At 74.7% G+C, this 24,226-nt stretch carries 23 protein-coding genes; 3 read left to right on the forward strand and 20 right to left on the reverse strand.

The window, feature by feature from the left end; all coding sequences use genetic code 11:
* Positions 1-136: 136 nt before the first annotated feature.
* Positions 137-1,636, forward strand: a complete 1,500-nt coding sequence (locus RM572_RS17580) for a hypothetical protein (RefSeq protein ID WP_311674308.1) — start codon at positions 137-139, stop codon at positions 1,634-1,636.
* Positions 1,637-1,694: 58 nt separating this feature from the next.
* Here the strand turns inward: RM572_RS17580 and RM572_RS17585 are convergent, their stop codons facing one another.
* The 5 genes from RM572_RS17585 to RM572_RS17605 all read right to left on the reverse strand — a co-directional run bounded on the left by RM572_RS17585 (position 1,695) and on the right by RM572_RS17605 (position 6,273).
* Positions 1,695-1,952, reverse strand: a complete 258-nt coding sequence (locus RM572_RS17585) for a hypothetical protein (protein ID WP_027763346.1) — start codon at positions 1,950-1,952, stop codon at positions 1,695-1,697.
* The gene (gene tsaD, locus RM572_RS17590) at positions 1,949-3,118 is read right to left on the reverse strand and encodes a tRNA (adenosine(37)-N6)-threonylcarbamoyltransferase complex transferase subunit TsaD (RefSeq protein WP_311674309.1); all 1,170 of its coding nucleotides are present in this window, start codon (positions 3,116-3,118) and stop codon (positions 1,949-1,951) included. The genes RM572_RS17585 and tsaD overlap by 4 nt, the downstream gene beginning before the upstream one ends.
* Positions 3,111-3,605 carry a ribosomal protein S18-alanine N-acetyltransferase gene (gene rimI / locus RM572_RS17595; RefSeq protein ID WP_311674344.1) on the reverse strand — a complete coding sequence of 165 codons (495 nt, stop codon included), beginning with the start codon at positions 3,603-3,605 and terminating at the stop codon, positions 3,111-3,113. The genes tsaD and rimI overlap by 8 nt, the downstream gene beginning before the upstream one ends.
* Before the next feature lie 143 nt (positions 3,606-3,748).
* A complete protein-coding gene (tsaB, locus tag RM572_RS17600; RefSeq protein WP_311674310.1) occupies positions 3,749-4,420 on the reverse strand; it encodes a tRNA (adenosine(37)-N6)-threonylcarbamoyltransferase complex dimerization subunit type 1 TsaB in 672 nt (223 codons plus the stop codon).
* A 482-nt stretch (positions 4,421-4,902) separates the two neighbouring features.
* Positions 4,903-6,273, reverse strand: coding sequence for a chloride channel protein (locus RM572_RS17605; RefSeq protein WP_311674311.1), 1,371 nt, complete (start codon positions 6,271-6,273; stop codon positions 4,903-4,905).
* 342 nt (positions 6,274-6,615) lie between these two features.
* Between RM572_RS17605 and RM572_RS17610 the strand changes: the two genes are divergently transcribed.
* Positions 6,616-7,194 (forward strand): hypothetical protein, encoded by a 579-nt coding sequence (locus RM572_RS17610; RefSeq protein ID WP_311674313.1) that lies wholly within the window; start codon positions 6,616-6,618, stop codon positions 7,192-7,194.
* 88 nt (positions 7,195-7,282) lie between these two features.
* Here RM572_RS17610 and RM572_RS17615 read toward each other — a convergent pair whose 3' ends face one another.
* The 15 genes from RM572_RS17615 to RM572_RS17685 all read right to left on the reverse strand — a co-directional run bounded on the left by RM572_RS17615 (position 7,283) and on the right by RM572_RS17685 (position 22,884).
* Complete coding sequence (locus tag RM572_RS17615; protein ID WP_027763350.1) at positions 7,283-7,477, reverse strand: hypothetical protein; 195 nt, start codon at positions 7,475-7,477, stop codon at positions 7,283-7,285.
* Positions 7,478-7,602: 125 nt separating this feature from the next.
* Positions 7,603-8,148 (reverse strand): tRNA (adenosine(37)-N6)-threonylcarbamoyltransferase complex ATPase subunit type 1 TsaE, encoded by a 546-nt coding sequence (tsaE, locus tag RM572_RS17620; RefSeq protein WP_311674314.1) that lies wholly within the window; start codon positions 8,146-8,148, stop codon positions 7,603-7,605.
* Positions 8,072-9,253 carry an alpha/beta fold hydrolase gene (locus RM572_RS17625; RefSeq protein ID WP_311674315.1) on the reverse strand — a complete coding sequence of 394 codons (1,182 nt, stop codon included), beginning with the start codon at positions 9,251-9,253 and terminating at the stop codon, positions 8,072-8,074. Before RM572_RS17625 ends, tsaE begins: the two co-directional genes overlap by 77 nt.
* 5 nt (positions 9,254-9,258) lie before the next feature.
* Positions 9,259-10,488 carry an alanine racemase gene (gene alr / locus RM572_RS17630; RefSeq protein WP_311674316.1) on the reverse strand — a complete coding sequence of 410 codons (1,230 nt, stop codon included), beginning with the start codon at positions 10,486-10,488 and terminating at the stop codon, positions 9,259-9,261.
* A 44-nt stretch (positions 10,489-10,532) separates the two neighbouring features.
* Positions 10,533-11,510, reverse strand: coding sequence for a L,D-transpeptidase (locus tag RM572_RS17635; RefSeq protein ID WP_311674317.1), 978 nt, complete (start codon positions 11,508-11,510; stop codon positions 10,533-10,535).
* 113 nt (positions 11,511-11,623) lie between these two features.
* Entirely contained in the window at positions 11,624-13,063 is a 1,440-nt protein-coding gene (locus RM572_RS17640; protein WP_311674318.1) for an NAD(P)H-hydrate dehydratase, read from the reverse strand.
* An 86-nt stretch (positions 13,064-13,149) separates the two neighbouring features.
* Positions 13,150-13,518, reverse strand: a complete 369-nt coding sequence (locus RM572_RS17645; protein WP_311674319.1) for a holo-ACP synthase — start codon at positions 13,516-13,518, stop codon at positions 13,150-13,152.
* Between the two features lie 16 nt (positions 13,519-13,534).
* Positions 13,535-15,382 carry a glutamine--fructose-6-phosphate transaminase (isomerizing) gene (gene glmS, locus RM572_RS17650; protein ID WP_311674320.1) on the reverse strand — a complete coding sequence of 616 codons (1,848 nt, stop codon included), beginning with the start codon at positions 15,380-15,382 and terminating at the stop codon, positions 13,535-13,537.
* 36 nt (positions 15,383-15,418) lie between these two features.
* Positions 15,419-15,670, reverse strand: coding sequence for a hypothetical protein (locus RM572_RS17655; protein ID WP_311674321.1), 252 nt, complete (start codon positions 15,668-15,670; stop codon positions 15,419-15,421).
* 112 nt (positions 15,671-15,782) lie between these two features.
* Positions 15,783-16,592: an ABC transporter permease gene (locus RM572_RS17660; protein ID WP_311674322.1), complete on the reverse strand. Its 810-nt coding sequence runs from the start codon at positions 16,590-16,592 to the stop codon at positions 15,783-15,785.
* On the reverse strand, positions 16,589-17,590 hold the full coding sequence (locus RM572_RS17665; RefSeq protein WP_311674323.1) for an ATP-binding cassette domain-containing protein: 1,002 nt from the start codon (positions 17,588-17,590) through the stop codon (positions 16,589-16,591). Before RM572_RS17665 ends, RM572_RS17660 begins: the two co-directional genes overlap by 4 nt.
* Before the next feature lie 693 nt (positions 17,591-18,283).
* Positions 18,284-19,645: a phosphoglucosamine mutase gene (glmM, locus tag RM572_RS17670; protein WP_311674324.1), complete on the reverse strand. Its 1,362-nt coding sequence runs from the start codon at positions 19,643-19,645 to the stop codon at positions 18,284-18,286.
* Between the two features lie 172 nt (positions 19,646-19,817).
* The gene (gene rpsI, locus RM572_RS17675) at positions 19,818-20,321 is read right to left on the reverse strand and encodes a 30S ribosomal protein S9 (protein WP_027763361.1); all 504 of its coding nucleotides are present in this window, start codon (positions 20,319-20,321) and stop codon (positions 19,818-19,820) included.
* Between the two features lie 41 nt (positions 20,322-20,362).
* Complete coding sequence (gene rplM, locus RM572_RS17680; RefSeq protein WP_311674325.1) at positions 20,363-20,806, reverse strand: 50S ribosomal protein L13; 444 nt, start codon at positions 20,804-20,806, stop codon at positions 20,363-20,365.
* A 449-nt stretch (positions 20,807-21,255) separates the two neighbouring features.
* Positions 21,256-22,884, reverse strand: coding sequence for an ABC-F family ATP-binding cassette domain-containing protein (locus tag RM572_RS17685; RefSeq protein ID WP_311674326.1), 1,629 nt, complete (start codon positions 22,882-22,884; stop codon positions 21,256-21,258).
* Positions 22,885-22,939: 55 nt separating this feature from the next.
* Here RM572_RS17685 and RM572_RS17690 point away from each other — a divergent pair, with 55 nt between their 5' ends.
* Positions 22,940-24,109, forward strand: coding sequence for a MalY/PatB family protein (locus RM572_RS17690; RefSeq protein ID WP_311674328.1), 1,170 nt, complete (start codon positions 22,940-22,942; stop codon positions 24,107-24,109).
* Positions 24,110-24,226 lie beyond the last annotated feature (117 nt).

Here is a 24,226-nt window from a genome sequence, read left to right on the forward strand (position 1 = left end):
GCCGCCGGGACGGCCGAGCGGGTCGCCGGGACGGTCGAACTCCCCCATAACGGCCCGCTGTTCGCCGCCGGTCGAGGGGCGGGCAGGATGGTGGGCCGTTGTGCCCACCTCAGGGGGAATCTTGCTCAGACGTGTCGTGACCCTGACCCTCGTGGCCTTCGGACTGCTGCTCGGCGCGGCCGCTCCGCAGGCCGCCGCCGACGAGCGCGCCGGTGACCGGAGGCAGGGCGGCTACGCCGCCCAGGCCGCCTACCTGGCCGAGCAGTTGCGGAAGAACCCGGTCTACGTCAGCGACCAGGTGCCGCGCGCGGTGCCGCGGTCGGCCGCGCCGCGGTACGCGCGGATCGCCGAACGCACCGGCGTGCCCACCTACGTGGCGGTGCTGCCCGGCCGCAGCGCCGGCACCGAGGGCCACGCGCTGCTCGACGCCGTGCACGCCCGCACGGGCGAACGCGGCCTGTACGTGCTGCTCGACGAGGAACGCGTGGACGCGGCGAAGGCGTACGGCGTCGACGTCCCGGCGCGGGACGCGCTGGCCACCGTCCTGTACGAGACCCCGGAGGACGCCGGGTCGGAGCACTTCTTCGACCGCTTCGTCACCGTCCTGACCTCCGGCGACGCCGCCCGCCTCAAGCAGCGGGCGGAGAACGCCCACGGTCCGGGCAAGCCGCGGCCGGAGGAGCAGTACCTCGACCGCACCGTACGGCTGGACCGGATCGCCCTCGCGGCCGTCGCCGTCATCGGCGTCCCGCTGGCGGTCTTCCTCTGCGCGGGACTCACCCTGAACCGGCGCACGGAGCGGCGCGCCCGTGCGGCGGCCGCCGCACAGGGCTCCGGCGGGCGGAAGAAGGCCAGGAAGGGCTCCGGACCCCTACCGAAGTCCTGGGACCCGGCCACGAAACGGCTGCACGCGCGCATCGGCTACGCCTGCGTGGGGCTCGGCACCGCGCTCCTCGCCGGCACCGTGTTCCTCCTGAGCGGCGGGAGCTGGAAGCCGGACACCATGCCCACGCGGGCGGACCTGGACGCCCGCGCCCAGCGCGTCGCCCAGGGGCTGGCACAGGCCCCGGTCTACAGCGACCCGGAGAGCCCCAGCACCCTGTCCGAGGCCGACCGGTCACGGCTGGAGAAGCGGATCGCAGGTCTCGACGTGCCGATGTACGTCGTCGAGATCCCGAACCTCTCCCACGCCGCGAGCAACGGCGACCTGCCGGTCTTCGCCGAGGAACTCCGGTTCACGACCGGCCGCACCGGCGTCTACGCGTTCGCCGACCCCGTGGGCGGCGACATCGCGGTCACCAATTGCGGCACTCCGATCGACGACACGCTGCTCTGGGACGTTCCGCTGGACGTGGAGGAGCCCTTCGGCCCGGCCCGGAACGCGTCCGACCTGGACGTGCCCGACCGGCTGGACCGCCTCGTCCGCTACGTCGGCGACATACCGGAGGACGACTACGCCTCGGACTGCTACGCCCTCGACGCGGCACCGGCCGTGGAGGACGACGCCCTGCCGTCGCCGCTCACGACCGGCGTCTTCTGGACGTACCTGCTGGCATGGGGGCCCCTGCTGGCCTTCCTGCCGTTCATGCTCCTGCACGGCGTGCACAGGCTGCTCGACCGGCGCGGCGCCTGGTGACCTGAGCCGCACGGGTCCGGCCCGCCCGGCGGCGCACCACCTCCGAGGTGGTGGGCCGTCAGGCGGGCTGGACCTGCTCGAAGCGCCAGCGGTGCACCGGGCGGGCCGTCAGCTCGGCCGGCGGTTCGGGCACTTCGGGGAGGTCGGCGTCGTAGCCCGCGTGCCACCAGGCGATGACGAGCACCCGGTCGCCGGGCGCGCGGTAGGTCTCGCGGCGCAGCGGCGCCGGAGAGAGCACCTGGTGACGGGCCCAGGAGAGCAGCTCGTCGCCGCGGCCCTCGACGGCCTTGGCCTCCCACATCAGCGCGACGGTCATGCGTACAGGTTCTTCCTGCTCAGTTCGTGCACGTGGTCGTGGTCGTGGCGGTGGCCGTGCGCGTGACCGTGGGCCCCGTGAGCGTGGTCATGGCCGTCCGCCTCGCCGTCCTCCTGCCCGTCCCGGCCCGGAACATGCGGTTCCGTGACCGGCAGGGACGAGTCGGCGGGCAGATCCCAGTCGGACGCCGCCCGGTTCCGGGCGACCATCTCCGCGCCGAGCGCGGCCACCATCGCTCCGTTGTCCGTGCACAGCTTGGGCCGTGGCACGCGGAGCGTGATGCCGGCGTCCGCGCAGCGCTCCTCGGCCATCGCCCGCAGCCGGGTGTTGGCCGCGACGCCGCCGCCGATCATCAGATGGTCGACGCCCTCGTCCTTGCAGGCACGGATCGCCTTGCGGGTCAGCACGTCGGTGACCGCCTCCTGGAAGGACGCGGCCACGTCCGCGACGGGCACGTCCTCGCCCGCGTTGCGCTTCGCCTCGATCCAGCGGGCGACGGCCGTCTTCAGGCCCGAGAAGGAGAAGTCGTACGGCGCGTCGCGCGGGCCGGTGAGCCCGCGCGGGAACGCGATCGCCCGCGGGTCGCCCTCGCGCGCGTACCGGTCGATGACCGGGCCACCGGGAAAGCCGAGGTGCAGGATGCGGGCGACCTTGTCGAACGCCTCGCCGGCCGCGTCGTCGATGGTCGAGCCCAGCGGCCGCACGTCGGAGGTGATGTCCGGGGCGAGCAGCAGCGAGGAGTGGCCGCCGGAGACCAGCAGCGCCATCGTCGGCTCCGGCAGCGCGCCGTGCTCCAGCTGGTCGACGCAGATGTGCGAGGCGAGGTGGTTCACCCCGTACAGCGGCTTGCCGAGCGCGTAGGCGTACGCCTTGGCGGCCGAGACGCCGACGAGCAGGGCCCCGGCGAGGCCCGGACCGGCGGTGACGGCGACGCCGTCGAGGTCGCGGGCGGACACGCCGGCCTCCTTCAGCGCCCGCTCGACGGTGGGCACCATCGCCTCCAGGTGGGCGCGGCTGGCGACCTCGGGCACCACGCCGCCGAACCGCGCGTGTGCGTCCACGCTGGAGGCGATGGCGTCCGCGAGCAGCGTGTGCCCGCGGACGACGCCGACACCGGTCTCGTCGCAGGAGGTTTCGATGCCGAGGACTAGGGGCTCGTCAGCCATGGCGGCTTCCTTGGGTCTCGTCGTGCTCGTCGCGCGGCGCGGGATCGCGGTGGCGCCGCATCACGTAGGCGTCGACGTTGCCGGGCTGGTAGTAGCCGCGGCGGACGCCGACGATCTCGAAGCCGAAGCGCTCGTACAGGCGCTGGGCGCGCGGGTTGTCGACGCGCACCTCCAGCATGACGCTGCGGCAGCCGAACGCGCCCTCGGCGGCGTCCAGCAGTGCGGTGAGCAGCCGGGAGCCGAGCCCGGTGCCCTCGTGGGCGGGAAGCACGCCGATGGTCTGGATGTCGCCGACCCCGTCGACCGCGGCGAGCCCGCCGTAGCCGGCGAGGCCCCCACCGGGTGCGGCGGCGACCAGGTAGCGGCGGGTGGCGTGCGGGCCGCGGGCGTGCGCCAGCTCCGACCAGAACATGCCCGCCGACCAGGCGTCCTGCGGGAAGAGCGCCTGTTCCAGCCCGAGCACGGCCTCGATGTCCCACCACCGCATCTCGCGCAGGGCGACCGTCTCCGCCGACGTCTGCCCATCCGTCGTTCCGGTGCCGTCGGCGGTGCCGTCAGGGGTGCCGGTGCCGGACGTCGGGGCGTCGCCCGGGGACTTCCGGGTCTCGGCGGGGCGTGCGTTCCGGATGCTCACCGGGGGGTGACCACCTTGTAGTTCTTGGGCACCTGCGCGTCCGGCCGCCGCAGGTACAGCGGGCGCGTCGGCAGGAACCCGGTGCCGCCGCCGGGGTCGGCGGTCAGCAGTTCCGCCGCCAGCCCGGCCAGCGCCGCGGCCGACACGTGTTCGGGCAGGTCCTCGCGGACGGCGGTGAAGGTGTCGGCGTACAAGCGGGCGCCCGCGCCGGCGGCGGGCACGCCCGCCACGGCGTCCGCGATGTCCGCCGGGCGGTCCACGGACGGTTCACTCCGCCGGGTACGGGCGTCGGCGTAGTGCGCCCAGTACACCTCCTTGCGGCGAGCGTCGGTCGCCACCACGAACGGGGTGTCCAGACCGGCCGCCCAGGCGATGCCGTCCAGCGTGCACAGGCCGTGCACGGGCACGCCGAGGGCCGCGCCGAACGCCTCGGCGGTGGCCAGTCCGACGCGGAGGCCGGTGTACGGGCCGGGGCCGACGCCGGCGACGACGTGCGTGACGTCGGCGAGGGTGCGCTCCGCCTCACGGAGCACCCGGTCCACGGAGGGGAGCAGCAGCTCCCCGTGGCGGCGGGCGTCGACCTGGTCGGCGCGGGCGAGTACCTGCGCACCGTCGTGCAGGGCGACGGTGACGGCGGGCGTGGCGGTGTCCAGAGCGAGCAGCAGCACGGTGCCAGCCTACGGCCGATCGGTCGGCCTCCCGTACCACGTCTCCGCGGCGCACGTGCGCGTCAGGGCTACGCGGAACGCCGCGCGAGCCGGGCCGGCGCCGGGGCGCGCACGGGTGCCACGTCCCACGGGCGGGCCCCGTCCGGCGGCGCGCGGGGCTCCGGGAACGAGACCCGGAGGCGGGCGGAGGCAGGGCGGTGGATCACCCGCGTACGCCCTCGGCAGACGGTCGTGGTCGCGGCGGGCGGACCGGTCGGCACTGCACGGTGCGGACGCACGGGAAGGTGCCGTCGCCCCGCCGCCGTTCGGGCCCGGCCCGTCGCCACCGCCTCCTGGCGGAGTCGACGCGCGTCGGCGCGCGGGCCGAGGCGTACGGCGCCCGGAGGGGAAGAAGTGCGCCGAACCGGACCGTTGCGCACGGCGCCCCGCAAGGCGCGCGCCAGGGGATGCGCGCCGCCCGACGCCGGCGCGCCGTCGCGCACTCAGCGGTCCGCGGTGTCCCCCGCCGTCCCGGGAGGGCTGAGCACGGCGGTGCCGACGTAGGCCGTGACCACCGCGACGATCACCAGCGGCATCACCGTCAGCCCGGCCTTCCCGAGCAGCAGGGTCGCCAGGAGGACCGAGGTCAGGGGCAGCCGGAGCATGGCGGTTCCCATGGCGCCGATGCCGATGGCGAAGCCGGACAGTGGGGACAGCCCGGGCAGGTGGGCGAGGAGCAGCCCGCCGGCGGCGCCCACGAACATCGCGGGGAACACCGGGCCGCCCCGGAAACCGGCGAGGCACAGCGCGTACATGACCGTCTTGCACACCAGCAGCAGCGCCAGGGTGGCCGCCGAGTAGCCGGCGGCGTCCGCCAGCAGCGGGCTGAGCGCGGACTGTCCGGAGTAGAGCACCTCGCTCGCCTCCCGGTCCGTACCCGCCGCATAGCCGACGGCGACGGCGCCGACGGCCAGGCCGAGGCAGACCGTGCCGGTCACCCGCCGGGGCTCGACCCATCGGCGCACCCGGACGGCGACCCTGCGGACGACCGCGCAGGCCAGGGCGGCGACGACACCGGTCAGCACCGCGTAGCCGAACTCGGGAACGGTCGGGTCCTGGGCCGGGGGTACGTCGGTCAGTTCCAGCGCGTAGGTGCCGAGCCCGGTCCAGGACCCGAGGCCGACGAAGAGCAGCGAGCCGACTCCGGCCGCGAGCAGGCCGGGCACCAGCACCGGCCCCAGCATCGCCCCGGCCAGCCCGGACGCCTCCATCAGCAGGAACGCGCCCAGCAGCGGCGAGCCGAGCAGGGAGCTGACGGCCGCGAAGCTCCCCGCCGCGCCGAGCACGGTGCCCGCCTGCGGTGCCGGATCGCGGCGGGCCAGGCGTACGGCGTTCGCGGCCAGTCCGGCGCCCAGTGCGAGCAGCGGCGCCTCCGGCCCGAGCACCGCGCCGAAGGAGAGCGACGCCAGCGCGGCCAGCACGATGCCCGGCAGCTCGACCGCACGCGGCGGGGCACCGGGCGCGAAGCCGGCGGAGGGCTCGTGACCGCCGTTCCCCGGCAGGTGGCGGATGGCCAGGCCCGCGCACAGGCCGCCGACCGCGAGCAGCGGCAGCGGCCACCACAGCGGGGTACCGGCCAGGCCCAGGGCTTCCGGCAGGTCCTTCCACAGCACGTGCTGGAGGCTCTCCGTCAGCGCGAGGAACCCGAACGCCGCCGCACAGACCGGCACTCCGAGCAGGGCCGACGCCACCAGCAGCACCGCGTAGCGGCGGCTGCGCACCAGGGCGAGAGGGTCGTCGACCGCGCCCGTCGGGGCGCCGGGGCCCGGGCGGGGGCCGGGCGACGGTGAAGGGGTGCCGGACCCGGCTGCCATGCGCTGCGCCTCCTCGTCCCGGCCCCGACCGGTCCTCACCTGCCCCCACCGGCCCCGACACGGACTCCCGCGGTCGTGGGAGTCCCGGGATCGGGCGGCGCGTCGGCACGTCGCCTCCCGTGACGACCGGAACGGGACGCGCCACTGTGGCACGGGCGGCGGCGGGCCCGGTTCCGCGGCGCGCGGGTCCCGCCGTACCGGGCCCGAACGGCGCCGGGAACAGCGCCCGAACGGAGCCCTCCCGCCGGGGGATCCGGGCGCTCGGCCACGCCCGGGGGCGCGCCGCCCGCGCGCACTGCTAACGTCGGGCCGCGAACGCAGGCAGACGGAGGGTGGCAGCCGGTGACAGGCAACAGCGGCCGCAGCGCGGGGAGTTTCGTCGCGGTTCTCACCGCGCTCGCCTTCGCCGTGGTGTCCTTCCTCGCCTACCAGGCGGCCGCGGCCCAGGACGACGGGCGCACGACCCCGAACGGCCCGAGCACCGGGGCGAACGGCTCCCCCACCCCCAGCGCGTCCGCCCTGGACCGCAAGGAGTCCGAACGCGCCCTGCCCGCCGACTCCGGCACCGGGGAGCGCGTCGTCTACTCGCTGCGGCGCGACCGCGTGTGGCTGGTGGGCGCCAACGAACGGGTCTCCCGCACGTACGAGGTCTGGCCGGGCACGGTGGACCCGGAGCCGGACGCGTACGAGGTGACCTCGCGCACGGCGCAGGTCACCGGAACCGACGGCGTGCCGATCGAGAACGTGGTGATCTTCGGGTACGCGGACGGGACGGTCGTGGGCTTCAGCGCCGCGGCGGACGGCTCCCGTCCGGAGCTGGACCCGGCGAAGAAGACCGGCGGCATCCGGGAACGCACCGCGGACGGCGAGGCCATGTGGCGGTTCGCCACCCCGGGCACCCCGGTGGTCGTCGTTCCCTGACGGCGCGGGCGCGGGCGGCGGCGCGGGCACCGCAGGCGCGGGGAGCACCTGCGCGGGGACAGGTGGAAACCACCCGTACGGGCGACGCTCAGGCCGCGTCGCGACGCACCTGCGGCACGGCGGGACGCGCGGTGCCCGCCTCCTGCTCGGCTTCCGCCGCAGGGGCGTCGGGCGTGCGCGGCGGCCGGGAGACCGCGTCGGCGGCCGCGCACGACGCGAGCAGCTCGCTCATGGACGGCGACTGGTGCCACGCACGGGGGCGGACCCGCTCCTCTGCCGACATGGACACCTCCGGAAGTTAGGCTGACCTAACCAGCTCTGGGCCTCCATGGGACCACGGGCGCGCCCACCTGCGCAACCTCTTCCCGACGCGTTGTCGGAAACCTTCACCGGGTGCACGTCGCCCGTTCAGCCCAGGAGGGTCAGGTCCTCCCCCGACCAGCGCCCGCCCACCGCGGTGACGGCGACCCGGCGCACGTCGTCCGCCCCGGCGTCCGCCCCCTCCGCCTCGGCGCCCAGCGCGCGTGCGATGACGACGTGCAGCCGGTCGTCGGTCAGCTCCTCGACCTTGCCCTCGCCCCACTCCACGACCACCACAGACTCCGGCAGCGAGACGTCGAGGTCGAGGTCCTCCATCTCCTCCAGGCCGCCGCCCAGCCGGTACGCGTCCACGTGCACCAGAGGCGGCCCGTCGGAGAGCGAGGGGTGGACACGCGCGATCACGAACGTCGGCGAGGTCACCGCGCCGCGTACGCCCAGCCCCTCGCCGAGGCCGCGCGCCAGCGTGGTCTTGCCCGCCCCCAGCTCGCCGGTCAGCAGCACCAGATCGCCGGCCCGCAGCAGCTTCGCCAGCCGCCGGCCCAGCTCCCGCATCCGGTCAGCGGTCTCGATCTCGACGGTGTGCGCGGCCCGGACGGCGTGCGGCCGGGGGGCGCTGTGCTGCGGTGCTTCCATGGGTCCGGATGGTACGCGCCAGCAGCGCGGCGAGGTGCGCGTCGACCACCTCGGGCCGCTCCAGCGGAACCAGGTGCCCGGCCTCCTCCACGGCCACCAGCTCCGTCGTCCCGGCGGGCAGCGCGGCGGCGATGCGCTCGCTGTGCGGGAACGGCGTGAGCTGGTCGCGGTCGCCCGCCAGCACCAGCGCCGGGACGTGCCCGAAGGCCGCGAGCGCCGTCGTCTTCTCGTGAGCGGCGAAGGCGGGATAGAACTCGGCGACCACATCGACCGGCACCGACTCGATCATCCGCTCCACGAACCGGGCCACCGCCGGGTCCGCGTCCGCCGGACTGCCGAAGGAGTAGCGGCGCACCAGGGAGGCGAAGGCGTCGGAGGCCGCCTGCCGGCCGCGTTCCACCAGAGCGCTCTGCGCCGCCATCGCCCGCAGCATCCCCGGCGCCAGCCGCCGCGCGGCGCGCACCCCGGCGGCCGGCAGCCCGTAGGTGACCTCGCCCAGTTCGCCCGCCGAGGTGCTGAGCAACGCCACGCCGGCCACCCGCGCGGCGACGTACTCCGCGTGGTGCTCGGCCAGCGCCATGACCGACATGCCGCCCATGGAGTGGCCGACCAGCACCACCGGCCCGTCCGGAACGGCCGCGTCCAGGACGGCCCGCAGGTCGTGGCCGAGCCGGTCGATGCTCACCGGGCGTCCTTCCGCGCCGCGGCCGGACCGGCCGTGGCCGCGCTGGTCCCAGTAGACGCACCGGTGCGTGCCGGCGGCGCGGAGCGCGGCGCGCTGGAAGTGCCAGGAGTCCTGGTCCAGGCAGTAGCCGTGGGTGAAGACCACCGTGGGGGCGCCCGGGACCGGCGAGTCCGGCTCGTCGGTCTCGTAGTGGAGCTCCACGCCGTCGTCCGTCCACGCCGTGCCGGGGGCGCCCCGCAGCGTGCCGTACGGGCCGGAGGCGTCCAGGGCGAGCCGCGCGCGGCGGCGTACGGCCCGGTTGACCGTCAGCCGCTCCGCCGCGAACCCGGCGGCGACCACGCCGACCACCGCGCCCGCGATGCCGGCCCGGCGCGCCCAGCCCGCCGGGCGCACGACGGCGCCCCCCGCCCCCTCGGCCATCGCCCTCAGCCCCCGACCGGCTCGGTCGCGCCCGGCTCGGCGGCCTCCGGCGCCTGGGCGTGCACGTGCACGCGGGGCACGCGGGTGCCGATGCGGGTGACGATCTCGTACCCGATGGTGCCCACCGCACGGGCCCAGTCCTCGGCGGTCGGCTCGCCACGGTCGCCGGGCCCGAAGAGCACCGCCTCGTCCCCCACCTGCGCGCTGTCCCCGCCGAGGTCGACGACGAACTGGTCCATGGCCACCCGCCCGGCCACCGTCCGCAGCTTCCCGGCGACCAGCACCGGCCCGGTGCCCGAGGCGTGCCGGGGCACGCCGTCGGCATAGCCGGTGGGGACCAGCGCGAGCGTCGTGGCGCCAGGAGTGGTGTACGTGTGCCCGTACGAGACGCCGTGCCCGCCCGGCACCCGCTTGACGTTCGCCAGCGACGCGCTGAACGTCATCGCCGGGCGCAGCCCGAGGTCCGCGGCGACGCCCACCTCCGGCGACGGCGACAGGCCGTACACCGAGACCCCGGACCGTACGAGGTCGAAGTGCGACGCGGGCAGCGTCAGCGTGGCCGGCGAATTGGCCAGGTGGCGCACCTCCGGGTCCAGCCCGGCCCGGGCGGCGGTCGCCAGCGCCTCCCGGAAGGCGGCGAGTTGCAGGGCGATGGAGGGGTGGCCGGGCTCGTCGGCGCAGGCGAAGTGCGACCAGAGGCCGGTGACCCGCACCGTGCCCTCGACCTCGGCGGCACGGGCGGCGGACACCAGGTCCGGCCAGTCGGCGGGCTGGCAGCCGTTGCGGCCCAGCCCGGTGTCGGCCTTGAGCTGCACGCGCGCCGTGACGCCGGAGGCGCGGGCGGCGGCGCGGACCTCCTCCAGCGCCCAGCGGCCGCTCGCCGACACGTCAAGGTCGGCCTCGATCGCCTCCCGCCACGGGCCGCCCGGCGTCCACAGCCAGCACAGGATGCGCCCGGTGTCACCCGCCGCACGCAGCGCAAGCGCCTCCTCGGGGGTGGCCGTGCCCAGCCAGGACGCGCCCGCCTGCCGTGCGGCCCGGGCACACGGCACGGCGCCGTGCCCGTACCCGTCGGACTTCAGCACGGCCATCAGGCCGGCGCCGCCCGCCGCATACCCGCGCAGCGCACGCACGTTGGCGCGCACCGCGCCGAGGTCGATCTCGGCGCGGGCGCGCCTGGTGCCCGCCGGCGGCGGGGACGGTGCCGGGAGCGGCGAGAGGTCCGTGTCGTTCACGCGCCCAGTCTCTCAGGAGCCGCACCCGACGGCTCCCGGCGACGTCAGCGCTCGGGCTTGGCACCCCACACGTAGACCCGGTCGCCCTTGCCCAGCACCTGCCACAGCCGCTCCGCGTCCTCGTAGCGGAGGTTGACGCAGCCGTGCGAGCCGGGGCCGGTGTAGAGGTCGTCGTACACGCCGTGCAGCGCCTGCCCGCCGTCGAAGTACTGGCTGAACGGCATCGGGGAGTCGTACAGCGTCGAGTGCTCGTGGCGCACCCGCAGGTAGACGTCGTGCCAGCCGGTGCGGGTCTCGTAGCCCGGCTTGCCGCTGCGGATCGGGACCGGGTCGTAGACCATCCGGTCCCCGTCCCGCACCCACATGATCTGACGGCTCAGGTCCAGGCAGGCCACGACGCCTTCGCGGCGCGGACAGCCGCGCAGCTTCTCGGGGTGGGCGCGCGCCCAGCGGAGCGTCATCACCTTCCAGGTCACCGGCCCCGCGAAGCCGCTGTTGGGGTAGATGCCGACCTTCGTCTGCCACTCCTGGATCGCCCTGCAGTCGGCCTTCGACTGCACGCCGTCCTCCTCCAGCCCCAGGTAGCGCTCCACGAAGAGCTGGTACGGGCCGGTCGACGCGGTGCACGGCGGCAGCTTCGGCTTCGGCTCGTCCGCGCGGATCTGCTCGCCCGGCGGCACGTACTCGATCAGCGAACTCCGCACGGCGTACTCGGCGCCCGGCGTGCGGGGCGTGGGGCGGGCCCGCGTGGAGCCCTCCGGGGCGGTCGAGCCGGCCGGGCCGTCCTCGGCGGTGCTCGGCGGGAAGGAGCCCTGGTCGGGTGTGCCCCGCTGGTACGGCTGCTTCTCCGGCAGGGGGTAACCGGGAACGAGGTCGGCCTCGGGCACATGGCCGCGGGGCATCGGGCCGTCGCCGGGTGCGGCGGTCGCGGCGCCGCCGGCGAGGACAAGGGGCAGGGCGGTCAGGGCGGCCAGCAGGGCCGCGCGGAGACGTGGGCGCTTGCGTGGGTTCGTCGAGTGCACGCCCCACCCCTCCCGCACCCCGCGTCCGCCGTGCGCGGAGTTCCCCGCGTTCACCCCGCTGCGGCCCGCCTTTCCCCCGCCGGGAGCAACCGCGGCGGGCGGCACGGGGCGGGTCAGGCGACGTCGGACCAGGCTCGGGGGAGGGCGGCGGCGACGTCGCCGGCGGACGGCGGGGTGGGGGCGAGGCGGCCGGCGAGTCCGTGGAGATAGGCGCCGCAGGCCGCGGCGTCACGCGGAGCGAGGCCCGCCGCCAGCAGCGAGCCGATCAGACCGGAGAGCACGTCGCCCGTCCCCGCCGTGGCGAGTCGCGGCGTGCCGGTGGGGTTGACGCGCACCGGGTCGGCGCCGTCCGGTGTGGCGACCAGGGTCGTCGAGCCCTTCAGCAGGGCCGTCACGCCGAACCGGGACGCCAGTTCGCGCACGGCCCTCAGCCGTCCGGCCTCGACGTCCTCGCGGGTCGCGCCCAGCAGGGCGGCCGCCTCGCCGGCGTGCGGGGTGAGCAGGGTGGGGGCCTCGCGGCGCCGCACCGCGGCGGGGTCGAGCAGCCGCAGCCCGTCCGCGTCCACGAGGACCGGGACGTCCGACTCCAGCACGTCCTCCAGTGCGCCGCGCGGTCCCGAGCCGTCACCGAGCCCCGGCCCGATCACCCACGCCTGCACCCGGCCCGCCTTGGAGGGCGCCGCGTCCGACACCAGCGTCTCCGGGAACCGCCGCACCACGTCGTCGGCGGCCGGACCGACGTACCGCACCGCGCCGGCGCCGCCGTGCAGGGCGCCCGCGACGGCCAGCACCGCCGCCCCCGGGTAGCGGGCGGAGCCCGCGACCAGGCCGACGACGCCACGCCGGTACTTGTCGCTCTCCGCGGACGGCCGCGGCAGCAACGCGGCGACATCGGGGTGCTGGAGCGCCTCCAGTTCGGGACGTTCCGGCAGGTGCGGGCCGAGGCCGATGTCCACCAGCCGCAGCGCGCCCGCGTGCCCGGCGGCCGGGTCGACCAGCAGGCCCGGCTTGTACGCGCCGAACGTCACGGTGGCAGCCGCCCGTACGGCCGCGCCGCGCGCCTCCCCGCTGCCGGCGTCCACCCCGCTGGGCAGGTCCACCGCCACCACCGGCACCCCGGCCTCCTCGACGCGCCGCACCAGCGCCTCCGCGTCGGGGCGGAGGCCGCCCGTGCCGCCGATGCCCACGATGCCGTCCACGACCAGGTCGGCTCGCGCGACGGCCGTTCCGGCCGCGTCCGGGCCCGTCGTACGGCCGCCCGCGGCGCGGAAGGCGGCGAGTCCGCCGGGGTGCGCCCGGTCCGGTGCGAGGAGTACGGCCGTCACCCCGGCGCCGCGCCGCGCCAGCCGCGCGCCGGCGTACAACGCGTCGCCGCCGTTGTCGCCGCTGCCGACGAGCAGCACTACGCGCGCACCGTAGGTCCGGTGCAGCAGGCCCGCGCAGGCCGCCGCCAGTCCGGCCGCCGCGCGCCGCATCAGCGCGCCCTCCGGCAGCTGAGCCATCAACTCCCGCTCGGCCGCCCGCACACTCTCCACGCCGTACGCAGTCCTCATGCGTCCCAGTGTGACCGCTGGGACGCGTCGGCACGCACCCTCGATGCCACCCCGCCCGGCCCAGCCGGCGCGTGCGGGGGACCGGCTCAGCCCTCGGCGACGACGACGGCGGAGGCGACGCCCGCATCGTGGCTGAGGGACACGTGCCAGTGCCGGACGCCGAGTTCGACGGCGCGGGCGGCGACGGTGCCGCGGACCACGAGGGAGGGCTGCCCGGAAGCGGCGACGACGACCTCCGCGTCCGTCCAGCGCAGGCCCCGCGGTGCGCCGAGGGCCTTGGCCAGGGCCTCCTTGGCCGCGAAGCGCGCGGCCAGCGAGGCGACGCCGCGCGGGTCGCCGTCCGGCAGCGTCCGTTCGGCGTCGACGAAGAGCCGGTCCGCGAGCTGCGGTGTGCGTTCGAGCGCGGCCGCGAACCGGTCGATCTCCGCGACGTCGATGCCCACCCCGATGATCATGCCTGCCCGCCGACCGTCACTCCACCGTCACGGACTTCGCCAGGTTGCGCGGCTGGTCCACCTCGTTACCGCGGGCGGTGGCCAGTTCGCAGGCGAAGACCTGCAGCGGCACGGTGGCGACCAGCGGCTGGAGCAGGGTCGGCGTCTGCGGGATCTCGATGAGGTGGTCTGCGTACGGGCGGACCGTCGCGTCGCCCTCCTCGGCGATGACGATCGTGCGGGCGCCGCGGGCGCGGATCTCCTGGATGTTGGACACGATCTTGTCGTGCAGGACGGAACGGCCGCGCGGAGACGGGACCACCACGACGACCGGCAGGTCCTCCTCGATCAGGGCGATCGGCCCGTGCTTCAGCTCGCCGGCGGCGAATCCCTCGGCATGCATGTAGGCGAGCTCCTTGAGCTTGAGCGCGCCCTCCATGGCGACGGGGTAGCCGACGTGACGGCCGAGGAACAGCACGGTGTTCTTGTCGGCCAGGCCGCGCGCCAGCTCCCGCACGGGCTCCATGGTGGTGAGGACCTCCTCGACATGGGTGCCCATGGCGGAGAGTTCCTTGATGACGGCGAGGACCTCGTCGCCCCACTTGGTGCCGCGCACCTGGCCCAGGTAGAGGGCCACCAGGTAGCAGGCGACGAGCTGGGTGAGGAAGGCCTTCGTGGAGGCGACCGCGACCTCGGGGCCGGCGTGCGTGTACAGCACGGCGTCGGACTCGCGCGGGATCGTCGAGCCGTTGGTGTTGCAGATGGCGAGGACCTTCGCGCCCTGCTCGCGGGCGTGCCGCAGGGCCATCAGGGTGTCCATGGTCTCGCCGGACTGACTGATGGCGATCACCAGCGTCCGCGAGTCCATGATCGGGTCGCGGTAGCGGAACTCGCTGGCCAGCTCGGTCTCACAGGGGATGCGCGTCCAGTGCTCGATCGCGTACTTGGCGATCATTCCGGCGTGGAACGCGGTCCCGCAGGCGACGATGACGACCTTCTCGATCTCACGCAGCACCGAGTCCGGGATGCGCACCTCGTCCAGCCGCAGCTCGCCGGCTGCGTCGATGCGGCCGAGCAGGGTGTCGGCGACCGCCTTGGGCTGCTCGGCGATCTCCTTCAGCATGAAGTAGTCGTAGCCGCCCTTCTCGGCGGCGGAGGCGTCCCAGTCGACGTGGTAGCGGCGCACGTCCGCGGTGGCGCCGTCGAAGTCGGTGACCGTCACACCCTCCCGGCGCAGCTCCACGACCTGGTCCTGCCCCAGCTCGATGGCTTCGCGGGTGTGGGCGATGAACGCGGCGACGTCGGAGGCGAGGAAGTTCTCGCCGTCGCCGACGCCGACGACCAGCGGCGAGTTGCGCCGGGCGCCGACCACGACGTCCGGGTCGTCGGCGGAGACGGCGACGAGCGTGAACGCCCCCTCCAGACGACGGCACACCTGCCGCATGGCTTCGGCGAGGTCACCGCTGGCGGAGAAGCACTCGGCGAGCAGGTGCGAGACGACCTCGGTGTCGGTCTCGGACAGCAGCTCGTGGCCGCGCTCGGCCAGCTCCTCCCGGAGCTGGGCGAAGTTCTCGATGATGCCGTTGTGCACGACGGCGACGCGCCCGGCGTTGTCCAGGTGCGGATGCGCGTTGGCGTCGGTGGGGCCGCCGTGGGTGGCCCAGCGCGTATGGCCGACGCCCGCCGGGCCGCTCGGCAGCGGCCGGTCGCTCAGCTCCTTCTCCAGGTTGGCGAGCTTGCCCGCCTTCTTCGCCGCGGCCAGCCCGCCGTCGGCGAGCACCGCCACACCGGCCGAGTCGTAGCCCCGGTACTCCAGCCGGCGCAGGCCGGCGATGACCACATCGAGGGCGGACTGCCCTCCCACGTAACCGACGATTCCGCACATGCGCAGCAGCCTACGTTGCGGCGGACCGCCCGCCGGTCACCCCTCGCGCGACATCCGGTCGACGGCGTCCTGTATGAGGTCCCGGTACTCGGCCTCCTCGCAGCGCGGCTTGCTGCCGCTGCGGTAGAGGTCGAGGGTGTCGGCGAGGTCCTCCGACAGGTCCTCGTCGGGGAGTTCGGCGGCGATCTCGTCGTAGACCGCGCTGGGGCCGTACGGGCCGGGCGGCGGACCGGCGACGTCCGTACGGCCGCGGCGCAGCCGCATGCGCGGGATGGGCACGTGGAGCATGTCTCCCCCCGGGAGCGTCGCGAGTGAGGGAAACGTAGTGGAAGTCCGCGCGTGCGTACACCCTTTCCCCACGCCCGTGCGTGAATGAGGGAAGCGTCACGCGGTCGGCGCGTCACGCCTGCGAACGGTAGGCGCGCATGGCGAGGGGGATGAAGACCGCGGCGATCGCCGCCGCCCACACCAGCGACCACAGCACCGGCTGGCCGACCTCGCCGCCGACCAGCAGCCCGCGGAACGCGTCGGAGAGATGCGTCACCGGGTTGATGTCCACCCAGGCCTGGAGCCAGCCCGGCATGGTCTCCACCCGCACGAACGCGCTGGAGGTGAAGGTGATCGGGAAGATCAGCGTGAACGCGAAGACCTGCACCTTCTCCGGGTCGCCCGCGAGCATCCCGATCAGCACCGCGCTCCAGGACACCGCGGCCGCGAACACCATCAGCAACAGCGCCGCGCCGAGGAAGCCGCCCACGCCGGTGGTGATCCGGAAGCCGAGCGCCGCGCCGAGCCCGATCATCAGCACCATCGCCCACAGCTGCTTCGCCAGGTCGGCGGTGATCCGCCCGAACAGCGGCGCGGACCGCGCGATGGGCAGGCTGCGCAGCCGGTCGAAGACGCCCTTGGTGAGGTCGCTGTTCAGGGACATGGCCGTGTACATCGACATGAACAGGGTGTTCTGCACGATGATGCCGGGCAGCGCGTACTGGAGGTACTCCTCCGGCGAACCGGCCATCTGGCCGCCGAACACGTAGGTGAACAGGAACACGAACATGATCGGCGTGATGCTGTAGTCGACCAGTTCGAGCGGGTTGTGCTTCACCGAGACCAGGCTCCGCCAGGCCATGGTGCCGGTCTGCCGCACCGCGGCCACCGGACGCACCCGGCCGGTCTTGGTCAGCGGCGCGGTGATCGTCGCAGCGGTCATGACGCACTCTCCACGGGCTCGGCGAGGGACTCCTCGGCGGCGGCTTCCTCGTCCTCGGGCGACTCCGGCTCGGCACGGTGGCCGGTGAGCGCCAGGAACACCTCGTCCAGGGAGGAGCGGCGCAGCGCCAGCTCTCCGACGGCGATCCCCTCCTGGTCCAGCCGGCGCACCACGGCCGGCATCAGCTCCGGATCCATCACCGGCGCGGTGATGACCTCGCCCTCGATCTGGGTCTGCGGACCGGCCGCCTCGGCGACCAGGGCGGCGGCGGTGGCCAGGTCGGAGGCCTGCACCGGACGCAGCTGGAGCACCTGCCCGCCGACGGCCGACTTCAGCTCGTCGGGCGTGCCGTCGGCGATGACGCGGCCCTTGTCGATGACCACGATCTCGTCGGCGAGCCGGTCGGCCTCCTCCAGGTACTGGGTGGTGAGCAGCGCGGTGACGCCCTCGGCCACCAGGCCGCGCAGCATGTCCCACAGCTCTCCGCGACTGTGCGGGTCGAGGCCGGTGGTCGGCTCGTCGAGGAAGAGGATCCGCGGCCTGCCGACGAGGCTGGCCGCCAGGTCGAGGCGCCTGCGCATGCCGCCGGAGAACGTCTTCACGGCGCGGCCGGCCGCGTCGCTCAGCTGGAACCGCTCCAGGAGCTCGGCGGCCCGCCCCTTCGCCTCACGCCGCGATATGCCGAGGAGGCGGCCGATGAGGAGCAGGTTCTCCGTGCCCGTGAGGTTCTCGTCGACGGCGGCGTACTGGCCGGTGAGGCCGACGAGCGAGCGGACGAGGCCGGCCTCGCGCACCACGTCGTGACCGGCGACCGTGGCCCGGCCGGCGTCGGGGCGGAGCAGTGTCGCGAAGATGCGGACGGCGGTCGTCTTTCCGGCGCCGTTGGGGCCCAGCAGGCCGAGCACCGTCCCGGTGCGGGCCGCCAGGTCCACACCGGCGAGCGCCTCCGTCTCCTTGAACCGCTTGGCCAGGCCCTCGGCCTGGATCGCGTAACTCATGGCGTGGTCCCTTGTGGTCCGTGGGCGCCCGGGTGGCACCCACTCTCCACAACTGTGACTCCTGCCACTGACATTTCTCATCGAAGACGGATTTGCCCGACCTTTGCGCTCGCCCCTCCGGGGTCCGGCCGACCCACGCCCCCGGCAGAGTCCGGCGGCACGCACGAGGGGCCGAGCGCGCGCCTCGTTCCGCCGGGCCCCGCGCAGGGGCCGAGCGTGGCGGCGGGAGAAGGTACGCCGACCGCTCCCCCGCGCCGGGTCACGCCCCTGCCGCCGCGGCTGCGCGCACCCCGCGACGGCCGCTGCCCCGGCGGGCCCGGGCGACGAGTCGGGTCCAGCCCGCCGGGCACGGCGTGGGAGGCCGGGTGCAGTGCGGCGAACCGGGCGGCGCCGATGACCTCGTGGGCCGGTCACGCCCCCGCGGCAGGGCGACCGAACGGGGACCGGTCCCGCCCCAGGCGGGCGCCGCGGGCGAAGCGCCGCCGTCGCGGGCGCGCCAGGCCGCCGGCTACGGGCAGAAGCGCACACCCCCTCCGCGACGGGCCCGCCTCGCCGGGCTTGGACGGCACAGGGCCGTAGGACGACCGGCACCCCCTTCCCGCTGAGCGGGAAGGGGGTGCCGGAGGGTCGATGCGCCGTGCTCCGCGCGTGGGGGCGTGACCCGGCGCCAGGCGGAGACGTCAGCCGGACACGTCAGCCGAGGGAGCGCTTGACGGCGTCGGCGAGACGGTCGGCGACGTCGCGGGCGACATCCAGCTCGGGAGCCTCGACCATGACGCGCACCAGCGGCTCCGTGCCGGAGGACCGCAGCAGCACGCGCCCCGTCTCGCCCAGCTCGCGCTCGGCCTCCTGGACGGCCGTCGCGAGCTCGGCCGACGTGCCGACGCGGGACTTGTCCACGTCCCGCACGTTGACCAGCACCTGCGGAAGCCGTTCCATGACGGACGCGAGGTCGGTCAGCGTACGGCCGGTGGCCGCGACGCGGGCGGCCAGCAGCAGGCCGGTCAGCGTGCCGTCGCCGGTGGTGGCGTGGTCCAGGACGATGACGTGGCCGGACTGCTCGCCACCCAGCGAGAAGCCGTTCCGCTTCATCTCCTCCAGCACGTAGCGGTCACCGACGGCGGTCTGGACGAGTTCGACGCCCTCCCGCTTCATCGCCAGCTTGAAGCCGAGGTTGGACATGACGGTCGCGACCACGGTCCCGCCGCGGAGAGTGCCGGCCTCCTTCATGGCGAGGCCGAGGACGGCGAGGATCTGGTCGCCGTCGATCTCGTTGCCGTCGGCGTCGACGGCCAGGCAGCGGTCGGCGTCGCCGTCGTGCGCGACGCCCAGGTCCGCGCCGTGCGCGGCGACGGCGGCGCGCAGGCCGTCCAGGTGCGTGGAGCCGCACTCGTCGTTGATGTTGAGGCCGTCGGGCTCGGTGCCGAGCGTGACGACGACCTCCGCCCCGGCCCGGGCGAACGCCTCGGGCGAGACGCGGGCGGCCGCGCCGTGCGCGCCGTCGATGACGACCTTGAGGCCGTCGAGGCGGTTGGGGAGCACGCCGACGAGGTGGGCGACGTAGTTGTCGAAGCCCTCGTCGTAGTCCCGGACGCGGCCCACGCCGGCCCCGGTGGGGCGGTCCCACGGCTCGCCGGAAGCGTGCTCGCGGTAGCGGGACTCGATGCGGTCCTCGAGCTCGTCCGCGAGCTTGTGACCGCCGCGCGCGAAGAACTTGACGCCGTTGTCCGGCATCGGGTTGTGGCTGGCGGAGAGCATCACGCCGAGGTCCGCGCCGAGCGAACCGGTGAGGTAGGCGACCGCGGGCGTCGGCAGCACGCCGACCCGCAGCACGTCGACGCCGGCGCTGGCCAGCCCGGCCACCACGGCGGCCTCCAGGAACTCCCCGGACGCACGCGGGTCCCGTCCGACCACCGCCACCGGGCGGTGCCCCTCGAACGTCCCCGCCTCGGCGAGCACGTGCGCCGCCGCGACCGACAGGCCGAGTGCCATCTCGGCCGTCAGGTCCTCGTTGGCGACGCCGCGCACCCCGTCCGTACCGAAGAGTCGTCCCACGTGTGTTCCTCCGCGTTCGCGGTGCCGGAGCCTCGCCGCTCCGCCACCGATGTCCGATGTCCGCCCCGTCGCCTCCGTCGCGCGCCCCGGCCGTTCGCCCGTACGACGGACGCCCCGTCGGCACCGAGGTGCCGACGGGGCGTCTGCAGGGCGGCTCCAGCCAGCGCGGGCGTCAGCGCTTGCTGTACTGCGTGCCCTTGCGGGCCTTCTTCAGACCGGCCTTCTTGCGCTCGACGGCGCGGGCGTCACGGGTCAGGAAGCCGGCCTTCTTGAGCGGGCCGCGGTTGTTGTCCACGTCCGCCTCGTTGAGGGCACGGGCCACGCCGAGGCGCAGCGCACCGGCCTGACCGGAGATGCCGCCGCCCGCGATGCGGGCCACGACGTCGTAGCGGTCGTCGAGCTCGAGCACCTTGAAGGGCTCGTTGACTTCCTGCTGGTGCACCTTGTTGGGGAAGTAGCCCTCGAGGGTGCGACCGTTGATCTTCCACTTGCCGCTGCCCGGGATGATCCGGACGCGGGCGATGGCGTTCTTGCGGCGGCCGGTGCCGGCGGCCGGCTGCGGCTCGCCGAAGCTGGACGCCAGGGACTCGGAGGTGTACTCCGCCGGGGCCTCGGGGGTCTCGGTGGTGTACTCCTGCACGTCCTCGACAGGGGCCTCAGGGGTGGTCTCGGCCACGATTCTCCTCAGATTCTCTTCGTCGTAAGGGGTGGCCGGACTTACTGCGCGACCTGGCTGATCTCGAACGGAACGGGCTGCTGGGCCGCGTGCGGGTGCTGGTCACCCGCGTAGACCTTCAGCTTCGAGAGCATCTGGCGGCCCAGGGTGTTCTTCGGGAGCATGCCCTTGACGGCCTTCTCGACGGCCTTCTCGGGGTTCTTCTCCAGCAGCTCGTCGTAGCGGACGGACCGCAGACCGCCCGGGTAGCCGGAGTGGCGGTAGGCCATCTTCTGGGTCCGCTTGTTGCCGGACAGGTGCACCTTGTCGGCGTTGATGACGATGACGAAGTCACCAGTGTCGACGTGGGGCGCGTAAACCGGCTTGTGCTTACCCCGCAGAAGGGTGGCGGCCTGAGTGGCGAGCCGGCCCAGGACGACGTCGCGGGCGTCGATGACGTGCCACTGGCGCTGAACGTCGCCGGGCTTGGGGCTGTACGTACGCACGGTATTGGCCTTCGCTTCTTCAGTGAACTGTGGTCTCCCCCGGCCGCTAGGCCGTGGGGACGGGTCCTGACAGGGCCACCTGTGCAGGTCACGACAGCGCTGACCGCACGCGGTTGACGCAGTCCGGGAGTGCGGTCGCCGGTGACCGGCGGGTGTGGCCGGTGTAAGAGCCCCTCACGTGAGAATGAGCAAGCCAATACACACAACGAACTGGCAGAATACCGGGCCGCCGAACGGCGGTCAAAACACGGTGACGGCGTACGCCGCGCAGCCGCCCACGGCGGGTGCCGTCGCCCGGTCGCCCGCGCCTCCCGTCACACGCCCTCCGCCCCCGCTCACCGGGCTTCCGCCGGGGCGGCCGGACGGCAGGTCCTCCTCGCCGTGCGGCGGCCTGCGGGCGGCGTGCGGAAGGGGCTGCGACGCCGCCCGTCGGCGCTCACGGCGCGGGCCTACCGCGCCCGCGCGACGCGGGCCTCGTCCCAGACGGGCTCCGGCGCCTCCCGCAGGCGGCCGTCGGAGCCGAAGACCAGGAAGCGGTCGAAGGAGCGGGCGAACCAGCGGTCGTGCGTGACGGCCAGCACCGTTCCCTCGTAGCGCTCCAGCCCTTCCTGCAGGGCCTCCGCGCTCTCCAGGTCCAGGTTGTCGGTCGGCTCGTCCAGCAGCAGCGCCGTCGTGCCCGCCAGCTCCAGCAGCAGGATCTGGAAGCGGGCCTGCTGCCCGCCGGACAGCTTGTCGAAGGGCTGCTCGGCCTGCGCCGTCAGCTCGTACCGGCGCAGCGCGTTCATCGCCGTGCCCCGGTCGCGGGCGTGCTCCTCCCACAGGATGTCCCGCAGCCGGCGCCCCTGAAGCTCCGGATGCGCGTGGGTCTGCGCGAAGTGCCCCGGGACGACCCGGGCGCCCAGCCGCCAGCGCCCCGTGTGGGAGACCGGGTGCTCGGGGTCCCCGGCGAGCAGCCGCAGGAAGTGCGACTTGCCGGAACCGTTCGACCCGAGCACGGCGACCCGCTCGCCGTAGAAGACCTCCAGGTCGAACGGCTGCATCAGCCCGGTCAGCTCCAGCTGCTCACAGGTGACCGCGCGTACGCCGGTGCGGCCGCCGCGCAGCCGCATCCGGATGTCCTGCTCGCGCGGGGGCTCCTGCGGCGGTCCGGCCTCCTCGAACTTCCGCAGCCGGGTGCGGGCGGCCTGGAGACGGGAGGCCATGTCGGAGTTGAAGGCCGCCTTCTGCTTGTACATGTTCACGAGCCGCTTGAGCTGGGCGTGCTGCTCGTCCCAGCGGCGGCGCAGCTCCTCGAAGCGGGCGAACCGCTCGCGCCGCGCCGCGTGGTACGTGCCGAAGCCGCCGCCGTGCACCCACACGTCACTGCCGGCCGGGCTGGGCTCCACGCTGACGATCTTGTCCGCGGCGCGGGCCAGCAGCTCCCGGTCGTGGGAGACGAAGAGCACCGTCTTGCGGGTCTCGCGGAGCTGCTCCTCCAGCCAGCGCTTGCCGGGGACGTCGAGGTAGTTGTCCGGCTCGTCGAGCAGCAGCACCTCCTCGGTACCGCGCAGCAGCAGCTCCAGGACGAGGCGCTTCTGCTCACCGCCGGAGAGCGTGGTCACCTTGCGCCACTGCGCCTTCTCGTACGGCACGCCCAGGGCGGCGGTGGTGCACACGTCCCACAGCGTCTCGGCCTCGTAGCCCTGCGCCTCGGCCCAGTCGGCGAGCGCCTGCGCGTACGCCATCTGCGCGGCCTCGTCGTCCACGGTCATGATCGCGTGCTCCGCCTCGTCCACGGCGCGGGCGGCGGTGCGGATGCGGGGCGGGGAGACGGAGACCAGCAGGTCGCGCACGGTCCGGTCGTCCCTGACCGACCCGACGAACTGCGGCATCACGCCGAGTCCGCCGGAGACGGTGACCGTGCCGCCGTGCGGGGTGAGCTCGCCGGAGATCAGGCGCAGCAGGGTCGTCTTGCCGGCGCCGTTCGCCCCGACCAGCGCGACCGACGCGCCCTCACCGACGCGGAACGAGGCGTCGGCGAGCAGCATCCTCCCGTCCGGAAGGAAGTACTCCACATGTGCGGCCTCGACGTGTCCCATCCGGCCGATTCTGGCCGTCTGTCCCCACACGGCCAACCGATTTACCGTGAGGCCCGTGACGGACACCGACGCGATACGGACCGACCCGCTGGTGCAGTGCTCCCTGACGGAGCTGCGCCGCCGCACGAGCACGAAGTGGCGCACCCATCCCGCGGACGTGCTGCCCCTGTGGGTGGCCGAGATGGACGTGCCGCTCGCCGAGCCGATCGCGCGGGCGCTGCGCGAGGCCGTGGACCTGGGCGACACCGGGTACGCGGAGGGGCCGGGCCCCTACGCGGCGGCGCTGGACGGCTTCGCCGCGAAGCGGTGGGGATGGCGCGTACCGGCCGACCGGGTCCGGCTGGTGCCGGACGTGATGCAGGGCGCGGCCGAGCTGCTGCGGCTGGTCACCCGTCCGGGCGATGCGGTGGTGCTGAGTCCGCCGGTGTACACGCCGTTCTTCCAGACCGTGGCCCGGCTCGGGCGCCGGCTGGTCGAGGCCCCGCTGGGCGCGGACGGGCGACTGGATCTCGACGTGCTGGACGCGGCGTTCCGCACCGCCGTCACGGGCGGGGGCCGCGCCGCGTACCTCCTGTCCAGCCCGCACAACCCGACCGGCACGGTGCACACGGCGGACGAGCTGGCCGCCGTGGCGCGGCTCGCCGAGACGCACGGCGTGCGGGTGATCGCGGACGAGATCCACGCCCCGCTGGTCCCGGCGGGCGCGACGTTCACCCCCTATCTGACCGTGCCGGGCGCGGAACGCGGCTTCGCGCTGTACTCGGCCTCCAAGGCGTGGAACCTGGCCGGTCTCAAGGCCGCCGTCGCGGTGGCCCGCGAGGCGGCGGCCGACGACCTGGCCCGGATGCCCGCCGAGGTGGAGAACGGCGCCTCGCACTTCGGCGTGCTCGCGCACGTGGCCGCGCTGCGGGACGGCGGAGCCTGGCTGGACTCCCTGCTCGACGGGCTGGCGGCGAACCGCGCCCTGCTCGCGGACCTGCTGGCCGAGCGGCTGCCGGACGTGCGGTGGCGGGAGCCGGAGGGCACGTTCCTGGCCTGGCTGGACTGCGCGGCACTGGGCCTCGGCGACGATCCAGCCGCGGCGTTCCGGGAACGGGGCCGGGTCGCCGTCGTGCCGGGCCACGTCTTCGGCACCCCGGGCGCCGGACACGTCCGCCTCAACTTCGGGACGACTCCGGAGATCCTCTCCGAGGCCGTCACCCGCCTGGCCGCCACCCGGAGCTGACCCTCCGCGGCTGTGGGGGCCGTCCCGGAGAGTCCCGTGCCCCACGACTGAGCGCTGTCATGTAAGGGCGGATGCCGCCCCTTCCCCGCTCCCGCGCGAGATTCCCGCCCGGCACCG

It is taken from the genome of Streptomyces hazeniae (assembly GCF_031845485.1).
Classification (GTDB): Bacteria; Actinomycetota; Actinomycetes; order Streptomycetales; family Streptomycetaceae; genus Streptomyces; species Streptomyces hazeniae.